The organism is Lentibacillus saliphilus, from assembly GCF_019093865.1.
Classification (GTDB): Bacteria; Bacillota; Bacilli; order Bacillales; family Amphibacillaceae; genus Lentibacillus_B; species Lentibacillus_B saliphilus.
In genome coordinates, this window is the sequence record NZ_JABJXD010000008.1 from 14,942 (window position 1) to 37,852 (window position 22,911).

A 22,911-nucleotide genomic window follows, 5' to 3' on the forward strand; every position below is an offset into this window, starting at 1 on the left:
GAGGTTTCTATCGCGTTAACGCGCTTTATTATGATAGATTGGAATGGCGGACCATTGAGGTGCATGCTTCGTGACCTTAGCAACGAGTACGGTCATATCATCAACAATCTCACCTCCGCGCGTCCGAACGACCTCTTCAAGTAATAAGTCCGCAATCGCTTGAGGATTATCCGTTTTCATATCACCTATTTTACGCTTCAACCATATATCCGTATTTTGCACATGTTTAGGGCCATCAAATATGCCATCGCTCATTAAGATTAATAAATCTCCCGACTGCAGCTGCTCATGAACAATATCCACATCAAACTCTTCGATAATACCCATCGGTAGATTACTCGCTTCTATTTTAATAATATCTCTGCCCCGCTTGATAAAGCTCGGCATTGAACCGATTTTCAGAAACCGAACGTATGCATTATGCAAGTTGATAACGGCGAGGTCGAGGGTTGCATACATTTCATCTGTCGTTCTCAATGCAAGAATAGAATTAATTGATTTGATGGCGACTTTTTCCGGAATACCTGTGTGCAAAATCTGTTGCAAGAGCCTCAACGTCTCGCCGCTTTCCTCACGCGCTCGACTGCCATTACCCATACCGTCGCTGATTGCCATGGCATATTTCCCTTCTCCCAGCTCCATCGTCGTATAGCTGTCGCCAGAAATAACGCCTCCTCCCTTCGCAGCATTAGCGATGCCTGTTTCAACAACATATTCTTTCGCCGAACCGAATGCGAAATAGCAATAACCGTTCGGGAAAGGAGAGATCTCCTCTTGTTTTACGACGACAAACTCATCGAGTATGTCAGACAAAAGTGGGGCAATGACTTTCTCACCTTCACCGTGATATTCATAAAAAGATAACACCATTTCAATATCTATATTGCCTTTTTCAAGACGGAAAATATCCAGTTTCTCCAATTCAATCCCGATGCTTTGCAAAGCTTGAACAATTTCTCGTTCTTGGCGATCATGTTGTTTCCGCTCTTTTAAAATTTCCTGTGAAAAATTATCCATGACTTCAGAAACCCCTTGAAGCTGATCAGCAACAAATCGCTTGCTTTCCATCACTTGTTTTTTCAACTTACGATTCGCTTCAAAAAATGATAATTCATCCTTCATCGTATCAATGACTTTTTTGGATTTAACACAATGGTTCTCAAATTGGCGGCTCAGCGTGTTTGATGGTTGTTTGTTAACGGATAGTTCTTGTTTCATATTTTCCATCAAGGCATACGTTTTATCAAAATTGTCTTTCCAACAGCGGTCCTTCATAAAACAGAGCTGACAGGTGCTCTCAGTCACTTGACTTAAAAAGTAATCCGTCTCCTTGCGATCACTTTCCTCGTCAAGCATATCGTCCTTATAGCCGGCAAAACTTCTAGAAAGCGCCTCAAACACATCAGAAAACTGCTCAACGCGCTGAGCGGTGACGTTGCGGATTTTTTGTAAATATTGCTCTTGTTCATTCGTATACTCTTCTGTTCCTGGGATATATCGAGAGATTCTTTTAAATAAACCTGCTGGTGTGAGCATAAATAAACCTACTGCTATAAATGACTCAACCATGGATGGCAATAATATCGATGTGTCTCCGTAAATGCCGACTAAAAATGTTCCTACAACAAGACCTGCGCTGACACCGAGCTTTTTCCCTTCTTTAAGCAAACCACCGAGTAAACCAGAGAACGCAAGCAAGCTCATTTGATACAGATCAGCGACATTGGCAAGTGATAAGATCAACCCTGCAACAACACCGACTGTTGAGCCAATCGCAGCCCCTCCAACAAAGGCGAGCATTAATACGATATACCGCGAAAAAATCTGTTCAAAAGAGGCATCATATATATCCCACCCGATTGTACCTGTTAAAATGGATGCTACGAGAATAATCATCGAAACAATTTCTTCATTTTTTAAATTTGGCTTATACTTTTTGGGTGATAATAATGGAATACTTTGCATAAAGATAAGAACAAGCACAGAACCGAGCACACCTTCTACGAGCAACAGCATCCACTGATAGGATGTCAACACACCCGACATGGAGTATACGAACAACCTCGATGCTACGGTCGATAAAAATATAAATACAGGGACAAAAATATGCTGCTTGCTTGCATGCTTAAACAGACCGGCAAAAAACACAAATACCATAAGCGCTAATGTTACAAATAACCCATGTGAAACACTGTACGTTAGCGCGCCTGCAATAAGGGCAAGCATTACTTTTGGCGAGTGACTTTTTTGGATGGACCAAACCGTTGCAAGATAGGCCACTGCAAAAGGCGATACATCGGATAAAATAACAGCCCGTCCTAACAGAAATCCGACAAAGACATATATCCAGCCCTTATCCAGCAAAATGGTCTTTAATGTAGCCTCAATACGTTGACGACTATTTAAAACGCTTTGTTTCTCTTCTATTCCTGGAACTGATTGGATCATATAAACCACGCCTCCTATGACCGTTATTAAATCATAGTCGCCAATGATTTTTTGTCAAAATGAGTGGACAGGTTATAAAAATCGTTCGACGCATTTCTAGCATGACGTCGTTTTTTACGGTGTGCTCTTCACTAGAGTGAAATGCTTGTCTGTACAGACGTTTTAGCCTATAAACGAAAAAAGTTTACATACCAATTACCACTTTATCTCCCTAATGCGAACACGCTTACGGATCATTTTTCATAATTATATGTTGAAATATGTTTAATCAGTCAAGTATGACAACATGTTTTTACAACAAATTAGAAATTGGTGTTAAAAAAACAGAGCTTAATGCGACCGCTCCGGAAACATTCGTCTTTTGAGTTAAACGTTAAGGTATGCCTCAGCGGCGTTCTTTTTTTAATGAGTTTCTATTGACATAACGACAACCCTGTTGTATTATATTTTTTGTTGGCTTATTTGGCGGTGTAGCTCAGCTGGCGAGAGCGTACGGTTCATACCCGTGAGGTCGGGGGTTCGATCCCCTCCGCCGCTATAGGAGAAAGAAAAGTGTAGGTGACCCGGTTAGGGTGCCAGAGCTAGACAAAGAAAAGCAGGAATCACACATGATGTGTGGCTCCTGCTTTTTTATTTATCGATATAAGAGCATATTTAAATAGACAGCAACTGCTATCCTCTTTTAGCACCTCGACCTCCACGTCTGGATTCCGTGTGCTTCTTTAAAGAGGCTAAACGGTCTTCAGAGTCTTTAAGAAATCGATTCATTTTTGCTTCGAACGATTCGGTACGTTCCTTTGGATTTTTTTGGCGGACAGGCTTATCCTTCGCTTTTTTTATTGAGAGGCCGATTTTACCGTCCTTCTCAACATTAATCACTTTTACCGTGACCTCATCACCGACTGTCAAGTGTTCTTTGATATCCTTGACATACGCATCAGCGACTTCACTAATATGGACAAGTCCTGTTGTTCCTTTCTCCAACTCGACAAACGCTCCAAAATGGGTGATCCCCGTCACCTTTCCCTGCAGCTTACTGCCTACTTCGATCGACATAAAAAAAATGCTCCTCCTTAAGATTTTTAAAACTTGACAACTGCTATTCATGTAAGTGCTTACTTATATGACATTGTCAAATTAAAACACTCTTTATTATATTATAGCCAAATTTATAAAAGTGTGTCAATAAGAGGGGTCTTCATCCGGCAGTTTAAAAATTAATTCGCCTTTTTTTGAAAAAAAGTAGTTCGTCCGAGCAATTTCAAGGACATACTCATCGTTATTCAGTAATTGAATTTCTTCTCTTAGTTCAACTTCGTTATGTTGCATCTTATCCAGTTGCTCAGTTAGACGTTCATGCTCAGCTTGTTTTTCAGCATGTATACTACGCTGCTTCATATGATAGGCCGTCATACTTCCAATGGCAATCACCAAAACGACTGCAAAAAGGATCAACCGACGCATGAGTCGTTGCTTTTTTCTTTTTTGCCGATCAACATGGGCATCATATTGTTTCATATAACTGGATTCTAATTTGGTAACTGTCGTTCTTTTTGCAGACATCCTATTATGACCTCCATTTACGCAAAATATGTTTCGTCCACTTAATCACTATCTTCTCCATTGTACTATAAAATCCTGCTATTTTGTGCAATATTCTTTGAACGGATTGAGGTAATAGGTGATAAACGATCCGAAACAATCCTGCTATGGGCCAGTAAATGATTTTAAATAGGAATAATAAAATTGAAAAAAGCACATTCACAATGACGAGCACCATTGCCACAATCAAACGAAAAAGCCATTGAAGAGGTGCTATAATAAGGACTTCAACGATACGTCGGAAAATGGTATACACACGCTTGATTATACGAATGATGGTCTCTAGAACGCTTTGATAAAGGGAAGCGACCAATGCACGATAGGTCGAGTAGCCGAGTAAACACGCAAGAAATATATATAATCTGAGCGCTCCATTGTTGACTAAAAATAAGACATAGAACAAAAGCAGCGTTTGTGTCAGCCAAAACGAAGCTTCCATAACATACTTGATCAGCGTTTGCCCTTTCCAATGGATAGACAAACGCCGATACGTGTCCTGCGCCATCCCCAAATACATACCACTCGCAATCATAACGAGCATCGTGACGAGTTGGACGTTAAGCGTCATCTGAAGAGCTTGCTAAAGAATCCTTTAGCCTTCTCCTGGGAATGCTCGTCCACATAGGATAGCTCATAAATACGACCTTTAATTGACACAACGCCTTGAGAGACATCAAGATTTTTTAAGTGCAGGTTTTGCCCGCGCACAATTAAATAGCCCATCACGGTCTCCAATAGAAACTCCTCATTATCAAAGCTATCAACTTCTTTAACACCTGTGATCTCAATGCTTTTACGGTTATGGATTTTTAATTGATGTTCTTTTTCCATCCTTGGCGCTGTTTCCTTAGTATAATAGTTCATCGCTTAGCCCTCCTTATCCATACCAGTGTATGCAGAGAGGGACAAGGCTAGAACTGAACTATTCGGTCAATTTTTCTTCTTTCAGCACTTTATATAACATCTCAGCTTCACCTTTTTTAACATGCTCCTTTAAAGACGTCACTTCAACGGTCACGAGCTTCTGCCCAAATCGAATGGTTACTTCATCACCGACGGCAACATTAGTAGAGGCCTTCGCCTGCTGCCCATTAATGGTAATTCGGCCTTGCTCAGCGACCTCTTTAGCTAACGTACGCCGTTTAATTAGGCGTGATATCTTCAAAAATTTATCTAAACGCATCGTGATCATTCCTTTTCTTTAATTTTTGCTTCATTCCAGTACGTATCAAACTGTTCTAATGTCATCTGGCTCATATCACGTTCATGCTCTTTCAATTTAGCTTCAATATAGCGAAAACGTGTTGTAAATTTGTCGTTTGCACGATTCAAGGCCAATTCTGGATTGATCTTATAATGGCGCGCCAAGTTCGTCACGACAAATAAGACGTCGCCGAATTCTTTTTCTAATTCTTCTTGGTCGCCGTCCTGAATGGCTTCCTTCACCTCAGCAACTTCTTCTTTCAGCTTGTCCCAAACGTCTTCTCGATCTTCCCAATCAAACCCAACCTTCGCTGCCTTCTTTTGCAGCTTATAAGCATGAATCAGTGCCGGTAATCCTTGTGGAATGCCATCGAGTACGGATTGACGGGTCGCACCTTTTTCTTCTTTTTTTAATTGATCCCAGTTTTGATACACTTCCTCTACCGTGTCGACTTCCCTATCGGAAAAGACGTGAGGGTGGCGGTGAATCATTTTATCCGTCAGCGTTTTAATGACATCGTCAACTGAAAAATAACCACTGTCATCACCGATTTGACTATGTAGCATTACCTGTAAGAGCACATCACCTAGCTCCTCGACTATGCCCTCATCATCGCCTTGATCAATCGCTTCTATTAACTCATACACTTCTTCAATCGCGTATTGCCGTAAGGATTCATGTGTTTGCGCCTGATCCCACGGACAACCGTTTGGCCCACGCAACTCAGCAATGACAGCACGCAAGCGGGAAAATTGGTGATGTAACAAGTGGCTTGGAACAGGTGGTACATAGACACTCGATAAATTGCTAAAGTGCTCGTCATAATCAAGCTCAACAAGCGGCGTTTGAATCCGTTTTTCATCTTTTGTGCCGGCAGCGTCAATAATGGTTACGATGAAATCTGCTGGAAGTTCCTCAAGCAAGGAAAGCTTCACATTTGAAGCGACCATCCGGTCATATACCTGACCAAAAATGATATGCTGACCGAGCTTAAGATCTTGTCTTTGAAACTCTGTTGCGTCGATCAATTGAAAACCGTCAATTGGATCAATGGAAAGGGCTGTAAATAGGTCATCAAGAAAGCTTTGTCCCCCGATTATATTAACGGCTACATCCGGATGTTCAAGTAAAAGCTGAACCGTCTTTTCTGCCATCATGGGATGTCCAGGTACGGCGTATACGACCGGGCCGTGCTCAGTTGCTTCAACCAATCGCTCGACAATCGTGTCATAAACGTCTGAAAATGTATCATGTGCCTCATAAATGCCATCAAAGGCATGAAAGCGCACACCTTCTTGTTCGAGTGTTTGAACAACTGGATGATCCGCCGTACGTAAGTAAATTATTTCTTGTTCATCTGTTAATCGTCTATAAATACCGAGGGGCAATTGCTCAATATCACCTGCCCCAAGGCCAATAATATCTATCTGTCGCTTCATATTTAAATCCTTCCTTTCCGAAGTTTCATAAGCTTGGACGCGAATGGTAGCATGGCGATATCATCATCCTTCAACGCCCCAAATCTTATTAATATCGTTATATAAATCAGTGCACCTGATAGGACAAGCCCGATAACATAGAAAAAAAGCACACCACGTGATGGTACCATCGACATGGGGACTAACCATTTGATGACGGCGAGGAAAGCCGACATACTCAATCCTCCTAGTAAAAAGACAGACCAACTGACGAATCCTTTATAGGCAAATTGTGCGAGCTTTTTGGATAACAATACAAGGACAACAAGTGTTAGCAAACCTAGGGCAACAACTGTCGCAACTGCACTCCCAGTGATCCCCCATATCGGTACAAACACTGCATTGCCAATCCACTTCACGATGCCAGCACCTACAATCAAGCAAGCGGTCATCATCATAAAACCCGCACCCTGTAATATTGAAATGGCTGTAATCGCAACAGAGCTTAACAGTAAGGCTAGGGCAAGCACCCTTAGCGCAAATGTACCATCATCATTTTGAAACAGTAGTGTATTCGTTTCGGGAAAAATCATGATGAGGCCTATGGTGGCACCACCCGCCAAATAAAAACTGAATGCTAATGTACGACCAACGGATTGCTTCACAGATGCAGGGTCACGCTCCAAGGTCTTTTTCGTGATTGTTGGGATCAGAGCGAGCGCAAAAGACGATCCCAAAACGGTTCCAAGCTGGATGAGTGGTTGCCCACGATCGAAAATGCCTTTAGCCTTTATCGCAGCTTCTTTTGTTAAGCCATACGCTTGTAATTGCGGCACGAGTGACACCATATCAACCGCTTGAACAATAATTAAGACCATATGATTCAAAGCTGCAATTAATCCGAATCCACCAATAACTTTCAGCACACGTCGCCATTGGACCGGATGCTGATGTGACACTATTGACCGTGATTTATCTTTCTTCACAAACGGACCGAGAACAAGTATAGCCGCGAAAGCCCCTGTCATGGACGCGACTGCACCAATTTTACCAATCGCATAGATGTCAGATCCAGTCCTACTAATGACATAGGCACCCATAATAATGATGATCGCTCTGACGAATTGTTCAGCGACCTGTGAATACGCAGTGGCCTGCATGTCGCCTCTCCCTTGCATAACGCCTCGTAGCAAAGATGTGACTGGAATGAACAAAAATATATAAGCTGTCAGTCGATACCCACTTGCCAATGCAGGGTCCCCAGCAAACTGTGCGAGCTGATCCGCTCCAGCATATAATGTGAGAAAAAACAATCCATTAATGATCACTAATATGAGCGAGACCGGGCCATAAAAAGACCGCCAACTCGGCATTCGCCCTTCTTCACTTTGCTCTACAGTGAGCTTAGACACAGCTGCAGGGAATCCATACAGCCCGAGCATGATGGCAACACCTAATATTGGATAAACCTGCTGATAGATGTAAAACCCCGCATCACCGATAAGGTTTTGCAGTGGAATTCGATAACCCGCACTCAAAACCTTGCCAATAAACCCCGCCAGCGTCAGTAAGAGTGCGCCTTTAATAAGTCCGTGAGATTGCTCCGCTTTCATGATTTAACGCCTTCCGTGTGCCAGCACCATTACACCAGCACATTATGATAATCGTCTTAATGTTAGGTTTTATTATAGCATAGACTTGCACACGCTGTAGGAGCGAGATGATAAAATGACCTTATATAAAACGCGTTCGGGATACATATAAGAACATCATGCCCCGCTCAAAGTAGTGAGCGATTCTTTGAACAGCGTAAACGCAAATGTTATACTTTTTTAAACTGAGCGAAAAGAGGCTATTATGGTGAATCACATCCAAAAGCGAATGAAAATTGTCCGATGGATTATTAATGTAATGTTTTTGCTGTTATTTGCATTTTTACTGAGGACGTATTTTTAAAGATAGGTGGAAAATTGGCTATGAATCATTCAGGAAAAATAGACCTTAGCATCGTCACGCTATTATTGGTTATGTGTATTGTGAGCCTTCTGTCAATAAGTACCGCCTATCAACTAGGATTATCTAATGAAAATTATACAACTAAACAAATTGTGTTTTATATCGTTTCTTTTGCCGTGTTATTTAGTATGGCATATGTAGATCCTGATTTTTTAAAACGTATTTCAATTTATATATATATTGGTTGCTTACTTCTACTTCTTGGCATATTACTACTGCCCGAAAACATATCACCAACGATCAATGGGGCAAAAGGGTGGTTCCGCTATGGAGGGGTTTCACTACAACCAGCCGAGCTATCTAAAGTAGGATTCATACTCGCCTTAAGCTCGATCGCAAAAAAACATAGTCTTTATGAGCCGTCATTACGAAATGATTTACAGCAGCTTCTAAAAATGCTTGGCTTATTTATTCCGATCGCGATGATGCTCATCTCTTATCCTGATTTAGGTAATTTATTAACACATGCTTTTATCCTCTTCTGTATCATGTTGGTATCAACAATTCGGCCAAGAACCTTGGTTTATCTATTATCACTTCCCACCGCTTTTTTCGTTGCAGCTTTTTTGCTTTACCGCTATGCGACGGAATTCTTTTTTGAATCTGTTTTAGGTCTTTTATCGGATTATCAAGCTAAACGGTTTTACGGCTGGCTCCAGCCTAATGAGTATACAGAGGCTGGTCACCAACTCATACAATCAATAACGAGCATTGGTGCAGGTCAACTATCTGGTTATCAAAATATAACGCACGTTCCTTATGCCTATTCGGATATGATCTTTTCCATTATTGGGTCTCAATACGGCTTTATTGGTGCAACACTCGTCATTTTAATGTTTTTCTTGTTAATTTACCGGATTACCGTCATATCTTTGAACTATCATGACCATTTTGGAAAATATGTCGGTGCTGGTGTCTCTGGACTGATCACGTACCATGTATTTCAAAATATCGGCATGAGCATCGGTTTACTTCCGATCACAGGTATTGGATTGCCTTTTATTAGCTATGGTGGCAGTGCTCTTGTTACGGTCATGGTAGCAATCGGCTTCATGTTGAGTTTATATAGACATACAAAAACGTATATGTTTGAATAACGCTTTATTCAAGAATCACTGAAATTAAAAAAAACCGCATCAACCAGTCGACCGACATGTTCAATTCTAGGTCATTCCCTACAATTAAACATGGTATCAGACTGGTGGCGGTTTGGGACATATAGGCATTATTCCATTTGTTTGGCTAAAAAGCTTGCGGCTGTGGCAATTAATTTTTCCTCAATCTCGCCAATTGTTTCCTCGCGGGAAAATAAAACGACGCTTCCGATCGGATCCCCATTGGCGATAATTGGACTTAAGCAATATGAATGAATGTCTTCTTCTTTTCCGTCAAGTAATTCCATCACTGATGTATTCGTCTCCATGACCGTCGTACGATTTTCAAGCGCTTTTTCGAGTTCAGATCCAATATGTTTATTCAGATAATCTTTTTTGGATTCTCCTGCTACAGCAATGACTTCATCTCTGTCACAGATCAATACAGGGTGATGCATGGACTCAAATAAAGCCTCTGCGTATTCTTGGGCAAAGCTGCCCAATTCGTTGATGGGGGAGTACTTTTTCAAAATGACTTCTCCATCACGGTCAACAAAAATCTCTAATGGATCTCCCTCACGAATACGTAATGTACGCCTAATCTCTTTTGGAACAACCACTCTACCCAAATCATCAATACGTCTAACGATTCCTGTTGCTTTCATATGTGAAGCCTCTCTTTCTTTGATGATTGAGTCAACGCGTAACACGTGACTCATTCATAAAGTGTGTAAAAAACACCATTTATGGGTTTAGTATGAATCAACACCAAAGAACTATTCATGAGAAGGCATAATTTAGTTTGAACGATTGACTTCATTTAGACGAGAGATGAATGCCTTGACATCCTTATACCTATTATGCTCGATATCTTTCGTTGGACGGAAAACAATTTTTAAATTCTTGTTTTCCGTCCCAACTTGTACGTGCCGACCAAATTCAATCGCAAGTTGAAAAAGCTTTGCCCCATCAACCTCTTGACTGCGGTTTACTGTCAGAAGGAGCTCGATTTTTTTGTTCGTCTCACTAATTGATTCAACACGTTCACGTTTAGCATGCGTTTTTAACGATGACACGGTCAGCAAATTTCCTACTTCTTCAGGATAGTCTCCAAAGCGGTCAATGAGTTCATCTCTTAATTCGATTATATCCTCAGCCCCGCTAATCGTTTGGAACTGCTTATACATTGCAATTTTTTGTTTTTCGTCATCAATATAGGAATCGGGAATGTATGCATCGAGATTGAGTGCGAGCTCAGGCTCAAACGCTTCAATTTCATCAAGTTCTTTACCTGATTTTCGCGCATCAATGGCATCTTTCAGCATTTGTGAATACATATCAAATCCAACAGAATCAATAAATCCGTGCTGTTGAGCACCGAGAAGATTACCAGCTCCTCGAATCGATAGATCACGCATGGCAATCTTAAAGCCCGAACCAAGCTCTGTAAATTCCTTAATGGCTTCCAGACGCTTCTCAGCAACTTCTGTTAAAATTTTGTCCTTTTGATACGTAAAATAAGCGTACGCAACGCGATTGGAGCGTCCAACCCGTCCCCTTAATTGATACAGCTGACTTAACCCCATACGGTCTGCGTCATAGACGATGAGCGTATTGACATTCGGTATGTCTACACCCGTTTCAATAATCGTTGTGCTGACGAGCACATCATATTCACCTTCTAAGAAACCGAACATGACGTTTTCGAGCTCTGTTTCATTCATTTGTCCATGAGCAACCGCAATTCTTGCATCATCAACGATCATTCCAATATCGCGCGCCATTTTATCAATATGCTCAACCCGATTATAAAGGAAAAAGACTTGCCCACCTCGAGACATCTCTCGTTCGATCGCTTCTCTGATCATAATTGGATTATACTCAGCGACATACGTTTGAATTGGAAACCGATTTTCCGGCGGTGTTTCAATGACCGACAGATCACGAACACCGAGCATTGACATATGCAGTGTACGCGGAATTGGTGTCGCCGTTAGCGTCAACACATCAACATTTGATTTCAACTGTTTGATTTTTTCTTTATGCTTCACACCAAAACGCTGCTCTTCATCGACAATGAGTAGTCCAAGGTCATGATATTGAACGTCTTTTGACAAGAGACGATGTGTGCCTACAACGAGATCAACCGTTCCAGTTTTTAACCCGTGAAGCGTTTCCTGATGTTGTTTTTTTGTACCAAAACGACTTAAAATACCGATCTCAACAGGCTGCTCCTGGAATCGCTCGCGTATTGTTTCAAAATGCTGCTGAGCTAAAATTGTTGTCGGAACAAGAATGGCCACTTGTTTACCGTCTGCGATCGCCTTGAATGCTGCCCGAATAGCAACCTCTGTCTTGCCATAGCCGACATCACCACAAAGGAGTCGGTCCATTGGCCGCTCACGTTCCATGTCCCCTTTAATTTCCTCAATACATCTCAGTTGATCTTCGGTTTCTTGATATGGGAATGCAGCTTCGAATTCATCCTGTAAAACCGTGTCAGGAGAAAAGGCAAATCCCTTTCGTGCTTCTCTTTCTGCATACAGCTTAATGAGATCATCAGCGATGTCTTCAACAGATGATTGAACTTTACGCTTTACCTTTGTCCATTCAGATCCGCCCAGTTTATACAACTTCGGTTCTTTTCCTTCAGAGCCTACAAACTTTTGAACGAGATCAATTTGATCGATTGGAACAAAGAGCTTATCATCGCCCGAATATTTGATGAGCATATAATCCTTATGCTTACCGGCTACCTCAAGTGTTTCAACACCGAGGTATTTACCAATTCCGTGATTGGCATGAACGACATAGTCCCCGGTTTTGAGCTCCTGATAGCTCTTAATACGCTCGGCATTTGATATTTTTTGCCGCTTGCGTGTTTTTTTCGTCTTCTTTTTGAAGAGCTCATTCTCCGTAATGATGACCAGTTTATGCATGGGGAATTCGACCCCTGCACTCATCGAGCCGATCAAAACAACTGGTTCCTCTACATAAGGGAGTTTAAGCGTTTCGGACACTGTTGCCGCCATATCATAATCCTGGAGGATTGACTGTATTTTTTCGGCACGTTTTTCATCTGGCGCAAGAATGATCACTGAATAATCACTTTTTTTCCAACGCTGTAATTCATTTTTAAACAAATTCATTTGTCCGTGGAATTCCTGCATTGGCCGTGAAGACATATTAATAATGTTTTGTGGCTGTGTATTCGGAATGTGACGTAGGAAAACCGACAAATAGATACGTTGTCTTGGAGATATGTGATCCCAAATTGTGTACCAGTCATAAGAAAACGTCATATCTCGTACCATTTGATGTGATTCTAGCAGGCTGCTATACCATTCGGCTTCTTCCTTGTCCAAGTGTATGGCTGTTTCATGAATTCTGCTCATCTCATCTAACATAATGAGACCGTTATCTGGTAAATAGTCTAGTAAACTTTCAGGGGTTTCATAATACAAACCTATATACTTATGCATACCTTCAAAACGATTTAACTGTTTAAATTGATCAATATCATACTCGATGACGCCTGTAAGTGTTTCTTTGGCTTCGTTAGTTGTCAGCTTCGATAATGATGCAGCAAAAGCTTTTTCTAATCGCTGGCCCGCACTGAGCATGTCTTCATCTGTTAACAGCCACTCTGTTGCCGGTCCGATTGAAACAGACTGTAGTTTGTCCAAAGAACGTTGTGTTTCTGCATCAAATGACCGGATTGAATCCACTTCATCGTCAAACAATTCAATACGGAGCGGGCGTGCTTCCGTTAATGGATACACATCAATAATACCGCCACGCCGACTAAATTGACCTGGTGCATCGACCATATCCGTTCGTTCATAGCCCATATTAATTAAAGCCGCTAAGTATGCTTCAATATCAATGCTTTCATTAAGGGTAAACGGCAATTGATAGCGCGACCAATAAGCACTCGGTGGTAGTATCCGTTTGAGTGCCGCAACTGGGGCAATTAGTATCCCTGCCTTTTTTGTAACCCACTCTGTCAATGCTTCAATGCGCTGGCTTTTCAACTCTGGGCTTGCGACAGCAATTTCAGATGCAATGAGTTCATTCACGGGATATAAATAAACGTCTGCTTCAGGTGATAATTCAATGAGATCATCATAAAGCTGCTGTGCTTGAGTCAGCTGATGTGTCACGAGCAAGACTGGTTTATGTGTGGATTCATTAATCAAAGAAGCGGTCAAACTACGGCCAGATCCTGACGTTCCAGCAACAAGCTGTTCAGTCATGCCGTTTTTGATGCCACTCATAATGGATTGTATGTCTTCACTTGTTTGTAAATAGTTCCGAATTGCTTTCATCGTTTAACCCCCGAATAATTTAAAACATCCCAAGTATATAAACACCTTGGTTAATAGGGAAAAAGCCAATTTAAGGCCACTAGCCCTCAATCTTCTTGTGTGTAAAAACACCGCATTCATGAGAGCTTGCGGTATGTTGAACAAGGTGCTAAAAAGCGCAAAAATGCCTTGGTCTTCTCCCAAAGCGATTTAAGCGCGTATGTTTATTGTATAAAATGATCCAATTCATGATACTGTGGGTGCTGTCCAAGTGATTGCTCACAATTTTCGCAAATAGACCGGATTTGAACGTCTCCATTATTCTGATAATGAATCATATGCCTTTTGTCTTTTTCGGATAGTTGATCCCATCCGAGCATCGACGTATGGACTACACGTTGGTCTAACCTTCCGATCTCATGCCCACAATGACTGCATTTATATATAATTGCCATCGACAAACCTCCTCGAAATTCTCGGGGTCATTAAAAGTTTGTCCGAATGGCAACATTTTATACACATGGGGACAGCGCAAACATACAGCTATTTTAAAATCGTCTTATTTGACGTATATGCGTCTCTCACCCATTAAATTCATTCATAACAACCATAAATGATTTTTCCATCCATGCTTCACAAGCGTCTGCAGCTTTATGAATACTCTCTGCAACCGCCTCTTTCTCATGCTTAGCAAAAGGGTTAAGAACATGGTCTACAACTGGCGTGCGGCCCTCAGGTCGGCCGATACCAATTCGAACACGATTAAAGGCCTTCGTTCCAAGATGATCAATAAGAGAACGGATGCCATTATGGCCGCCGTGACCACCTTGCTGTCTCAGCCTAACCTTTCCCGTTGGCAAATCAAGATCATCGTATATGACGAGTATGTCTTCTGGAGCAATCTTATAATAATCAGCAAGCGGGCGCACCGATTGCCCTGAGAGATTCATAAATGTTTGTGGTTGAAGTAAAATAATTTTATCACCCGACACATGCTCCACTGTATACTTGCCCTCAAACTTATCTTGATTGAGCTTCCAATTCTGTCTTTTTAAAAGCTCGTCAATGACCATAAAGCCAATATTATGACGGGTATTTTTATATTTTCGGCCGGGATTTCCGAGCCCTACAATGCATTTCATAGTATCGTCTTCCCTTAAAGAAAGTATCGTATCAAAACACAACAACCCCTCCTGGCCACTCGTCAGGAGGGTAATTGTTATGCTAACATGCTGTTATTCTGCTGCTTCATCCTTGGAATCGACAAGCTCAGGCTCAGCATTTTCCACGTCAGCAGTTGTTTCAAGCTCTTCTTCTGATATTGGTGCAAGGATCGTTGCGACTGTCGTATCTGCTTCATCAAGAATTTCGTATTGATTAGATGTTGGTAAATCGGCAACCGATACAACATCACCAATACCTAGTCCTGCTACATCAACGACAATTTCTTCTGGGATATTGTTTGGCTTAGCACGTACTTGTAACACATATAACGGTTGCTGTAGTACGCCGCCTTCTTTAACGCCTTCTGGGTCACCTTCCAGACGAACAGAAACTTCTACATCCATTTCAGCCTTCATATCTACAACATAGAAGTCTGCATGAATCAATTCATCACGAATCGGATCGATTTGGTAATCGTGAAGCATGACGTCTGTCGGTTTGCCATTTTCAATATCTAGTGAAATAATCGCATTTCTACCTTCATCACGTACTGTTTTAATAAGGTCTACGCTATTAACAGCAATTGATGTTGCTGCTTTATCCTTTCCATATAAAACAGCTGGCACGTGACCGCTTTCCCTGATTTCCTTTGTAATTGATTTCGTGTGGTCATTTCTTTTTGTTGCTTTTAATGTGACTGTCATCTTGCATACCTCCATCATATTCGTTTTAAAGTACTCGTACCATAAACCGGATAACTGCTTTCTCTTTTAACTTAGCCCCCTGTGGACCTACATTAAACAATGGGCAGAAAGGATGTAAAGATGATGTGCCGCTTTTTAGTCGAACAGCTTGCTGACCGATTTCAATTCATGGACACGGATAATGGCTTCACCAATGAGTGATGCAACGGAGAGCTGGGTGATCTTGTCAATCTTCTTCTCTTCAGGTAATGGAATCGAATTCGTTACGATCAGCTCTTTTATTTTCGAGTTTTGAATGCGTTCAATGGCTGGTCCGGATAACACAGGGTGTGTACAACAAGCATACACTTCTTTGGCGCCATTTTCTATTAAAGCGTTTGCTGCTAGTGTAATTGTACCAGCAGTATCAATAATATCATCAATTAAGATCGCTGTTCGACCTTCGATATTACCAACAATGTTCATCACTTCTGCAACGTTTGGCGCTGGTCGTCTTTTATCAATAATACCAATCGGTGCACCAAGTCTATCTGCCATTTTACGGGCACGGGTCACACCACCATGATCTGGTGATACGACAACGACTTCATCAAGATTCTTTTTCTCGAAATAGCTCGTTAAAATAGGTACACCTTGTAAATGATCAATAGGAATGTCAAAAAAGCCTTGAATCTGTGGTGCATGTAGGTCAAGCATAATGACACGGTCTGCGCCAGCTGTTTCTACTAGGTTAGCCATGAGCTTAGCTGCAATGGGTTCTCTTGAGCGCGCCTTACGATCTTGTCTCGCATAACCGTAGTATGGCATAACAATATTAATGGAGCGCGCTGATGCCCGTTTAAGTGCATCAATCATAATTAAAAGCTCCATAATATGCTGGCTAACCGGCGGACATGTTGATTGTACGACATAGACGTCGTTGCCGCGAACACTTTCCTCGATGTTAATTTGAATTTCTCCATCACTAAATGTTGATACAGTACATTTTCCTAGAGTCGTGCCAATATGATTTGCAATTTCTTCTGCTAGTTCGCGGTTTGAATTCAACGTGAAAACCTTTAGCGCTGAATCCTTGTAGGTCGATGCCATGATATAATACCCTCCGTTAGTCTTTTTGTCTGTTCTTAATCTTTGCTGCATAGCCTTCTTTGTTCGCCTGCTTCTGTCTTGCAATAGCAAGTGCTTCATCAGGTACGTGCTTGTTAATCGTTGAGCCTGCTGCCACATAAGCGCCTTTTCCAACTGTAACAGGTGCAATTAAATTGGAATTACAACCGATAAAAGCGTCATCCTCAATTGTCGTTAAGTATTTGTTCTTACCATCATAATTTACTGTTATTGTACCACATCCGACGTTGACACGGCTGCCAACATGAGCATCACCGATGTAACTAAGGTGTGACACCTTGCTTTTTTCTCCAATTGTTGCCTTTTTAATTTCTACAAAGTTACCAACCTTTGCGTCATTGGCGATATCTGCCTCAGGACGAATATGCGCATATGGACCAATTTGAACGCGTTTGCCGATTCGACTATGTTTAGCAACACTATGTGCAATAACCGTTGCTTCATCAACGACACAGTCAATAATTTCCGTATGTGGACCGATTTCAGCATGAGCATGAATAACAGATTGACCACGAATGATCGTGCCTGGATGAATCACTGCATCAGCCTCAATCATGACGTCCGGGCTAATATACGTATGGTCTGGATCAATAATACCCACACCATTTTTCATATGATTCCGGTTAATGCGGTTTTTCATGATTTTTTCTGCTTCTGCTAATGCAGCACGATCATTTACACCAAGCGTCTCATCAGCATTAGGGGTTAGGTAAGCGGTCACCTTCTCTGATCGGTGCTTTAAAATCTCTATGACATCCGGTAAATAATATTCACCTTGTGCATTGTCATTTTGCACGTCTTGTAGAGCTTCCCATAATGCCTCGTTATCAAAACAGTATGTTCCAGTATTGATCTCTTTAATCAGTTTTTCGTCGTCGGTTGCATCTTTATGTTCAACAATCCGTTCTACATCACCAGATGCATTGCGAACGACTCGGCCGTATCCGGTTGGATCAGGCATTTCCGTTGTCAAGACGGTTGCCTTAGCGCCATTTGCTTCATGAGTCGTAATTAATGCACGGTATGTATCACTCGTTATAAGTGGGGTGTCACCACATACGACAAGCGTTGTTCCCGATTTTTCCTTTAATAATTGTTCAGCTTGTTGAACGGCATGTGCTGTGCCAAGCTGTTCATTTTGAATCACGCATGCACTCTGATCACCAATTTGCTCGGCAACTTGCTCAGCACCAAAACCGACGATTGTAATTAAAGAATCAAGTTCTGTTGGTTGAAGCTGATCAATGACATGTTGTATCATTGGTCGGCCCATAACGGGATGCAGAACTTTATACAGTTTTGACTTCATTCTCGTGCCCTGACCTGCCGCAAGTATAACCGCATAGCGTTGTGTCATGAAGAAACCTCCATTCATTTTATCCATTAAAATAATATCTTAAATAAGCTTGTATTTCAACATATATTCAAGGGCAACCATAGACTGAGCGTAAAGACTTTGAACAGACTATGGCTAATATATTTTACGAATATTTAATTAAAGTGTTTAAGCATTACGCTAAAAAACCAGAAAAACCTTTTTCCACAAAAAAAGAAGGTCTATCTTGTTCAGACTAGACCTCCCGTTCCCCCTAGGAAACGCCTGCTTCTTCTAATGTTTCTTCTTGTTCTTTTTCCCCCACACGCTGATACTCTGCTAAAACAGCGTCTTGTATCTTACCCCGTGTCCCTGAATTAATAGGATGTGCAATATCTCTAAACTCCCCATCAGGTGTACGTTTGGATGGCATGGCGACAAATAAGCCGTTGTTCCCATCGATCACGCGGATATCGTGAACAACAAATTCGTCATCCATAGTAATTGATGCAATTGCCCGCATTCTTCCCTCTGTACTCACACGGCGCAATCTAACGTCAGTAACTTCCATAAGATGATCCACCCCTTTGTTTTATATAAAACCTTATATCTATATTCTACATTTTTCCAGTAAATCCTTCTTAAACTAGATAAAAATAATATTTTTTTTTGAAAAATATGTTTTTGCAGTTAGAATTAAAAAAACCTTCCACAAATAAAGAGTGTTCTGGCTGAGAACATACTGGAAGGTTTGATCATTATTTTATAGCAATATTACCTGGTTGAACGGTAATTTTACCTTGTCTATCATCTACATCAAGTATTTTTATAAGGGATGTATAATCGTCTACGACACGTTCATCCTCTTCATCATCAGCCTCCGCTAAAACACCAATTGCAGCCAGGTGCGCGTCAAATTCTTTGAGTAGGTTTATCATGCCGGTAATCGTGCCTCCAGCTTTCATGAAGTCGTCAACAATACAGACATGCGCCCCTTTTTCTAAGCTTCTACGCGGTAATACCATCGTCTGAATTTTACGGGATGATCCAGATATATAATTGATGCTAACGGATGAACCTTCTGTAACTTTTGGATCACGACGGACCGTTACAACAGGGACACCGAGATATTGTCCAACAGCATAAGCGAGTGGAATACCTTTCGTTGCAACTGTCATCACAACATCAATATGGAGATTCGAAAATGCTGATGCAAAAATACGACCAATTTGCTGCATCGTGTGTGGATGTCCTAAAATATCACTCATATATAAATAGCCGCCTGGCAAAAGCCGCTCCGGATCTTCTAACCGCTCACATAACTCATTTATAAAGGTCATTTTATTTTGCTGTGACACTTCAGGTATGTATTTAACCCCTCCATAGGATCCAGCCGTTCGGTCTAGATAACCGATTCCTTCTTTACGGAAAACGTCATTAATAATATCTAAATCCTCACTAATTGAAGATTTTGATGCCGCCATTTTTTCAACAAAGCCTGGAAGCTGTGCCTGAAGATACGGATTTTCCAAAAAAAACTGTGTTAACATAACCAATCGCTGGCTTCTTCTCATAACTACACCTCAAAACCGAATATTTAGCTTAAATATATCATTATTATTCGTCTTTTAGCAACAATCAACCCATCACTCGTACGAGCCTCACATCATGACAAAATCCCCGAAGTCCATTATAGGCGCGTTTCGCTTTGCTATAATGCTCAACAAGACCGAAAATCGTCGGACCACTGCCGCTCATCATGACACCTGGTATATCATACTGTTGCATTTTTTCTTTAATACGTTGAGCTTCAGGATAAAGCGTTAATGTTACACTTTCTAAGTCGTTGCCCATATGATCACACATTGCATAAAAATCATGCGTTTCTAAAGCTGTGACGACACCTTCTGTATAAGTGCTTGGCACGTCATTCAACGTTAGCTTTGGGAAAATTGTCCGTGTCGATACACCGATATCCGGTCGCGCCAATACGACCCAACAGGATGGGGGTGCTGGTAAATGGGCTATATGTTCACCACGTCCTGTTGCTAAAGCTGTCTTTCCATAAACACAAAAGGGTACGTCCGAACCGATCTGAGCGCCCATTTCTGCAAGCGTTGCATTTGATACGTGATCCAGCTGCCATAGTCGCTTCAGTCCTCTGAGGACAGCAGCGGCATCACTGCTTCCGCCCCCTAATCCGGCAGATACAGGTATATGCTTTTCTAACTCAATATGAATGCCTTTTGTTATGTGGAAAGTTCGTTTAAATAGTGCGGCCGCTTTATAAGCAAGATTACGCTCATCATTTGGTACATATTGATTATCAGCCACGACGGTAATGTCATCTCGATGAAGCGGATACAGTGATACCCGGTCAGCCAAATCAATTGTCGTCATAACCATGTTGACATCATGATATCCATCCGCACGTTTATTCAATACATCTAAGGATAAATTGATTTTTGCCGGTGCTTTTTCAAAAACAACCATCACCTGTCACCCACTTACAAGAGTATATTGAAATTGTATCATAACGGTGGCGGCTGTTGCGACATTTGCTATTGGATGACCTTTCGCCATAGAAAACAGACCCTGAATGATGTCAGGGTCTGTTCGTCATTTGCTCTTCTGCTATTTCAATGGCTCGTTTCACCATGTTTCCGGCATCCCGTGCTCTTATGCCGCCCCAACCTTCTCGCTTAACGGTATCATAAAAACCCAATTCCTTGGCCAGTTCTTCCTTCATCTGTTGAGACATCATCCCAGAACGTCGCGCCACGAAAGACAACCCCTTTCAATTGAGTTCCTTTGGCGACACACTTAGTTTGTACAATGACACTTCAATTACACCTGCCATATGCAGGCAGCCTCGAAGCTAGGTTGTCTTAAAGAGTCCAAATGGGTCTAGGTCATTATGACACCTTAAGGGATCTAGCATAAAAAAACAAACAGCAAACGAATGTTTACTGTTCGATGGCGATGACATTGGATGTATCTTCATTAAAACTTAATTCAACACTTTCTGTCAGTACGTCTGCATAGCTGTAAGAAACACGCTCGAATGCATTCTCATCTTGGTCAAGTTCTACAACGAAGACGGACGGATACATCTCTGCGAGTGTGCCTGTACGTTCTATCGTCTTTCTTCTTCCCCCATTTGCTTTGAGGGTCAGGCGATCTCCAATACGGCTTTCAAGATGCTGCTTGATTTCGATTAATGTTTTTCCCACTATACTCCACCTCACTTTATCTAACATACCACATTTCGCCCTGGTAGTCAAATAAAATATTTAATTATAACAACATATTACAAACGATGTCAATAGAGATACACGATATGTCACCATTATTATGCGTAATTGTTAACAAATTATGTATCTCAATTGAAAAAATTGTAATATGAGCTATTGATTTCAAGTTAGAAGACGTTATAGCAGGCGTTCGACGCACAAAAGGTCGGCTATAAAACAAATTTTGTTGTTAAATCACAAGCAAATCCGATACCGGAAAATGATCAAACATTTTTTTCATCATCTGCCTCTGCGTGATCTGCCTTCTTCGATTCATCTTCTTTAATATGAGGCATTCCAGTCCGCAGCAATCCTTTCGTTTCAACACCACCAATGCCCTTTTCACCTGTTAATGTGTTACGCAACACGTCCCAGACATCCACCTTATCCATAAACGACGTATAAGCGACTCTTGCTGCAATATAAACTGGGTCTAAAGCATGAATATTAATGCGTGAAGGAGAACTGGCAAAGTTTGCACCAGCACGAATGAGGGATTCAAAGTGGGATTGACAAGCACCCGCAAAAATGACGAGTTGATCAAGAGACGGTACGGTATCACGTGCATTACGAACTGTTTCCACAAAATTTTGCGAGTGTCTGTATGCGCGAAGGTCATTGCGCTTCCCTTTATTTTTTGAGTAGGCATCATGCCCCGTTACAACTAACATATCTGGACGCACTTTCTCAATTAATGTCGTGACCTCTGTCGCCATTTCTTTTTCATTCAAATGCACACCGTGGACATGGAGCCCCAGCTGCTCATATAATTGAATGCATTTCCTTAAATACATCGGATCACCATCAATATGAAGCACTTGAGCTGGAAGCTGAAAAAAAGACACTTCCTCACTGTAGCCGTGTGATGCTTCATAATCACGCTTTTCCTTTAACAGGTGATAATCTTGGCGGAATAAGCGATAGGAATATAATTCTTTTTCTTTACTTTTTTGTCGGATATGACGAACTTCTTGCTGATCTGCTTTCCGTAAGTCATTCAGTGGGGCATCTGCTTCAAGACGAATCTCTTCTCCATACAAAATCGCGACATTTGAATGAATGGATGCCACACGAAACAACACATCATGGTTATATGAGGATCGTGTTACTAAGTCATCTTGCGCAAAATACATAAAGCCACCTCGCTGTCTTTACAACCTGCATCATTGTCATAATAACAGGTTATGCACAGCTGCCCATAGATGTGCTTTAGAGAAA

General features: G+C 41.4%; 22 protein-coding genes and 1 tRNA gene. 2 read left to right on the forward strand and 21 right to left on the reverse strand.

What is annotated here, in order from left to right; genetic code table 11:
* Positions 1–15 precede the first annotated feature (15 nt).
* Positions 16–2,448 carry a stage II sporulation protein E gene (gene spoIIE / locus HPC67_RS12120; protein ID WP_217588315.1) on the reverse strand — a complete coding sequence of 811 codons (2,433 nt, stop codon included), beginning with the start codon at positions 2,446–2,448 and terminating at the stop codon, positions 16–18.
* A 464-nt stretch (positions 2,449–2,912) separates the two neighbouring features.
* Here spoIIE and HPC67_RS12125 point away from each other — a divergent pair.
* Positions 2,913–2,986: transfer RNA gene (locus HPC67_RS12125), tRNA-Met, on the forward strand.
* A 134-nt stretch (positions 2,987–3,120) separates the two neighbouring features.
* Here the strand turns inward: HPC67_RS12125 and HPC67_RS12130 are convergent.
* The 7 genes from HPC67_RS12130 to HPC67_RS12160 form a co-directional block, all read right to left on the reverse strand.
* Entirely contained in the window at positions 3,121–3,504 is a 384-nt protein-coding gene (locus tag HPC67_RS12130; RefSeq protein ID WP_217588316.1) for a S1 domain-containing RNA-binding protein, read from the reverse strand.
* Positions 3,505–3,630: 126 nt separating this feature from the next.
* Positions 3,631–4,011 (reverse strand): FtsB family cell division protein, encoded by a 381-nt coding sequence (locus HPC67_RS12135; RefSeq protein ID WP_217588318.1) that lies wholly within the window; start codon positions 4,009–4,011, stop codon positions 3,631–3,633.
* Between the two features lie 4 nt (positions 4,012–4,015).
* Positions 4,016–4,618 (reverse strand): spore cortex biosynthesis protein YabQ, encoded by a 603-nt coding sequence (yabQ, locus tag HPC67_RS12140; RefSeq protein ID WP_217588324.1) that lies wholly within the window; start codon positions 4,616–4,618, stop codon positions 4,016–4,018.
* Positions 4,615–4,914 (reverse strand): sporulation protein YabP, encoded by a 300-nt coding sequence (yabP, locus tag HPC67_RS12145; RefSeq protein ID WP_217588332.1) that lies wholly within the window; start codon positions 4,912–4,914, stop codon positions 4,615–4,617. Before yabP ends, yabQ begins: the two co-directional genes overlap by 4 nt.
* A gap of 58 nt (positions 4,915–4,972) precedes the next feature.
* On the reverse strand, positions 4,973–5,233 hold the full coding sequence (locus tag HPC67_RS12150; protein WP_217588334.1) for an RNA-binding S4 domain-containing protein: 261 nt from the start codon (positions 5,231–5,233) through the stop codon (positions 4,973–4,975).
* A gap of 5 nt (positions 5,234–5,238) precedes the next feature.
* Positions 5,239–6,693 carry a bifunctional methyltransferase/pyrophosphohydrolase YabN gene (gene yabN, locus HPC67_RS12155; RefSeq protein WP_217588339.1) on the reverse strand — a complete coding sequence of 485 codons (1,455 nt, stop codon included), beginning with the start codon at positions 6,691–6,693 and terminating at the stop codon, positions 5,239–5,241.
* A gap of 2 nt (positions 6,694–6,695) precedes the next feature.
* Positions 6,696–8,285 carry a putative polysaccharide biosynthesis protein gene (locus HPC67_RS12160; protein ID WP_217588340.1) on the reverse strand — a complete coding sequence of 530 codons (1,590 nt, stop codon included), beginning with the start codon at positions 8,283–8,285 and terminating at the stop codon, positions 6,696–6,698.
* Between the two features lie 363 nt (positions 8,286–8,648).
* Between HPC67_RS12160 and HPC67_RS12165 the strand changes: the two genes are divergently transcribed.
* The gene (locus HPC67_RS12165) at positions 8,649–9,785 is read left to right on the forward strand and encodes an FtsW/RodA/SpoVE family cell cycle protein (RefSeq protein ID WP_217588341.1); all 1,137 of its coding nucleotides are present in this window, start codon (positions 8,649–8,651) and stop codon (positions 9,783–9,785) included.
* Positions 9,786–9,913: 128 nt separating this feature from the next.
* Here the strand turns inward: HPC67_RS12165 and spoVT are convergent, their stop codons facing one another.
* The 13 genes from spoVT to yabG form a co-directional block, all read right to left on the reverse strand.
* Positions 9,914–10,447, reverse strand: a complete 534-nt coding sequence (gene spoVT, locus HPC67_RS12170) for a stage V sporulation protein T (protein ID WP_217588342.1) — start codon at positions 10,445–10,447, stop codon at positions 9,914–9,916.
* Positions 10,448–10,579: 132 nt separating this feature from the next.
* Positions 10,580–14,110, reverse strand: a complete 3,531-nt coding sequence (mfd, locus tag HPC67_RS12175) for a transcription-repair coupling factor (protein ID WP_217588343.1) — start codon at positions 14,108–14,110, stop codon at positions 10,580–10,582.
* A gap of 203 nt (positions 14,111–14,313) precedes the next feature.
* Positions 14,314–14,544: an anti-sigma-F factor Fin gene (gene fin, locus HPC67_RS12180; protein ID WP_217588344.1), complete on the reverse strand. Its 231-nt coding sequence runs from the start codon at positions 14,542–14,544 to the stop codon at positions 14,314–14,316.
* A 126-nt stretch (positions 14,545–14,670) separates the two neighbouring features.
* Positions 14,671–15,231, reverse strand: coding sequence for an aminoacyl-tRNA hydrolase (gene pth, locus HPC67_RS12185; protein ID WP_217588351.1), 561 nt, complete (start codon positions 15,229–15,231; stop codon positions 14,671–14,673).
* Between the two features lie 93 nt (positions 15,232–15,324).
* A complete protein-coding gene (locus HPC67_RS12190; protein ID WP_217588352.1) occupies positions 15,325–15,957 on the reverse strand; it encodes a 50S ribosomal protein L25/general stress protein Ctc in 633 nt (210 codons plus the stop codon).
* A gap of 135 nt (positions 15,958–16,092) precedes the next feature.
* Positions 16,093–17,046, reverse strand: coding sequence for a ribose-phosphate diphosphokinase (locus HPC67_RS12195; RefSeq protein WP_217588354.1), 954 nt, complete (start codon positions 17,044–17,046; stop codon positions 16,093–16,095).
* Between the two features lie 16 nt (positions 17,047–17,062).
* Positions 17,063–18,442: a bifunctional UDP-N-acetylglucosamine diphosphorylase/glucosamine-1-phosphate N-acetyltransferase GlmU gene (gene glmU / locus HPC67_RS12200; RefSeq protein WP_217588356.1), complete on the reverse strand. Its 1,380-nt coding sequence runs from the start codon at positions 18,440–18,442 to the stop codon at positions 17,063–17,065.
* A 232-nt stretch (positions 18,443–18,674) separates the two neighbouring features.
* On the reverse strand, positions 18,675–18,971 hold the full coding sequence (spoVG, locus tag HPC67_RS12205; protein WP_217588357.1) for a septation regulator SpoVG: 297 nt from the start codon (positions 18,969–18,971) through the stop codon (positions 18,675–18,677).
* A gap of 187 nt (positions 18,972–19,158) precedes the next feature.
* Positions 19,159–19,974, reverse strand: a complete 816-nt coding sequence (gene purR / locus HPC67_RS12210) for a pur operon repressor (protein WP_217588358.1) — start codon at positions 19,972–19,974, stop codon at positions 19,159–19,161.
* A 64-nt stretch (positions 19,975–20,038) separates the two neighbouring features.
* Positions 20,039–20,893, reverse strand: a complete 855-nt coding sequence (gene ispE / locus HPC67_RS12215; RefSeq protein WP_217588359.1) for a 4-(cytidine 5'-diphospho)-2-C-methyl-D-erythritol kinase — start codon at positions 20,891–20,893, stop codon at positions 20,039–20,041.
* A gap of 112 nt (positions 20,894–21,005) precedes the next feature.
* Complete coding sequence (locus tag HPC67_RS12220; protein WP_217588360.1) at positions 21,006–21,182, reverse strand: small, acid-soluble spore protein, alpha/beta type; 177 nt, start codon at positions 21,180–21,182, stop codon at positions 21,006–21,008.
* Positions 21,183–21,366: 184 nt separating this feature from the next.
* Positions 21,367–21,633: a biofilm formation stimulator Veg gene (veg, locus tag HPC67_RS12225; protein ID WP_217588361.1), complete on the reverse strand. Its 267-nt coding sequence runs from the start codon at positions 21,631–21,633 to the stop codon at positions 21,367–21,369.
* A 284-nt stretch (positions 21,634–21,917) separates the two neighbouring features.
* The gene (gene yabG / locus HPC67_RS12230; RefSeq protein WP_217588362.1) at positions 21,918–22,826 is read right to left on the reverse strand and encodes a sporulation peptidase YabG; all 909 of its coding nucleotides are present in this window, start codon (positions 22,824–22,826) and stop codon (positions 21,918–21,920) included.
* Positions 22,827–22,911: the final 85 nt, after the last annotated feature.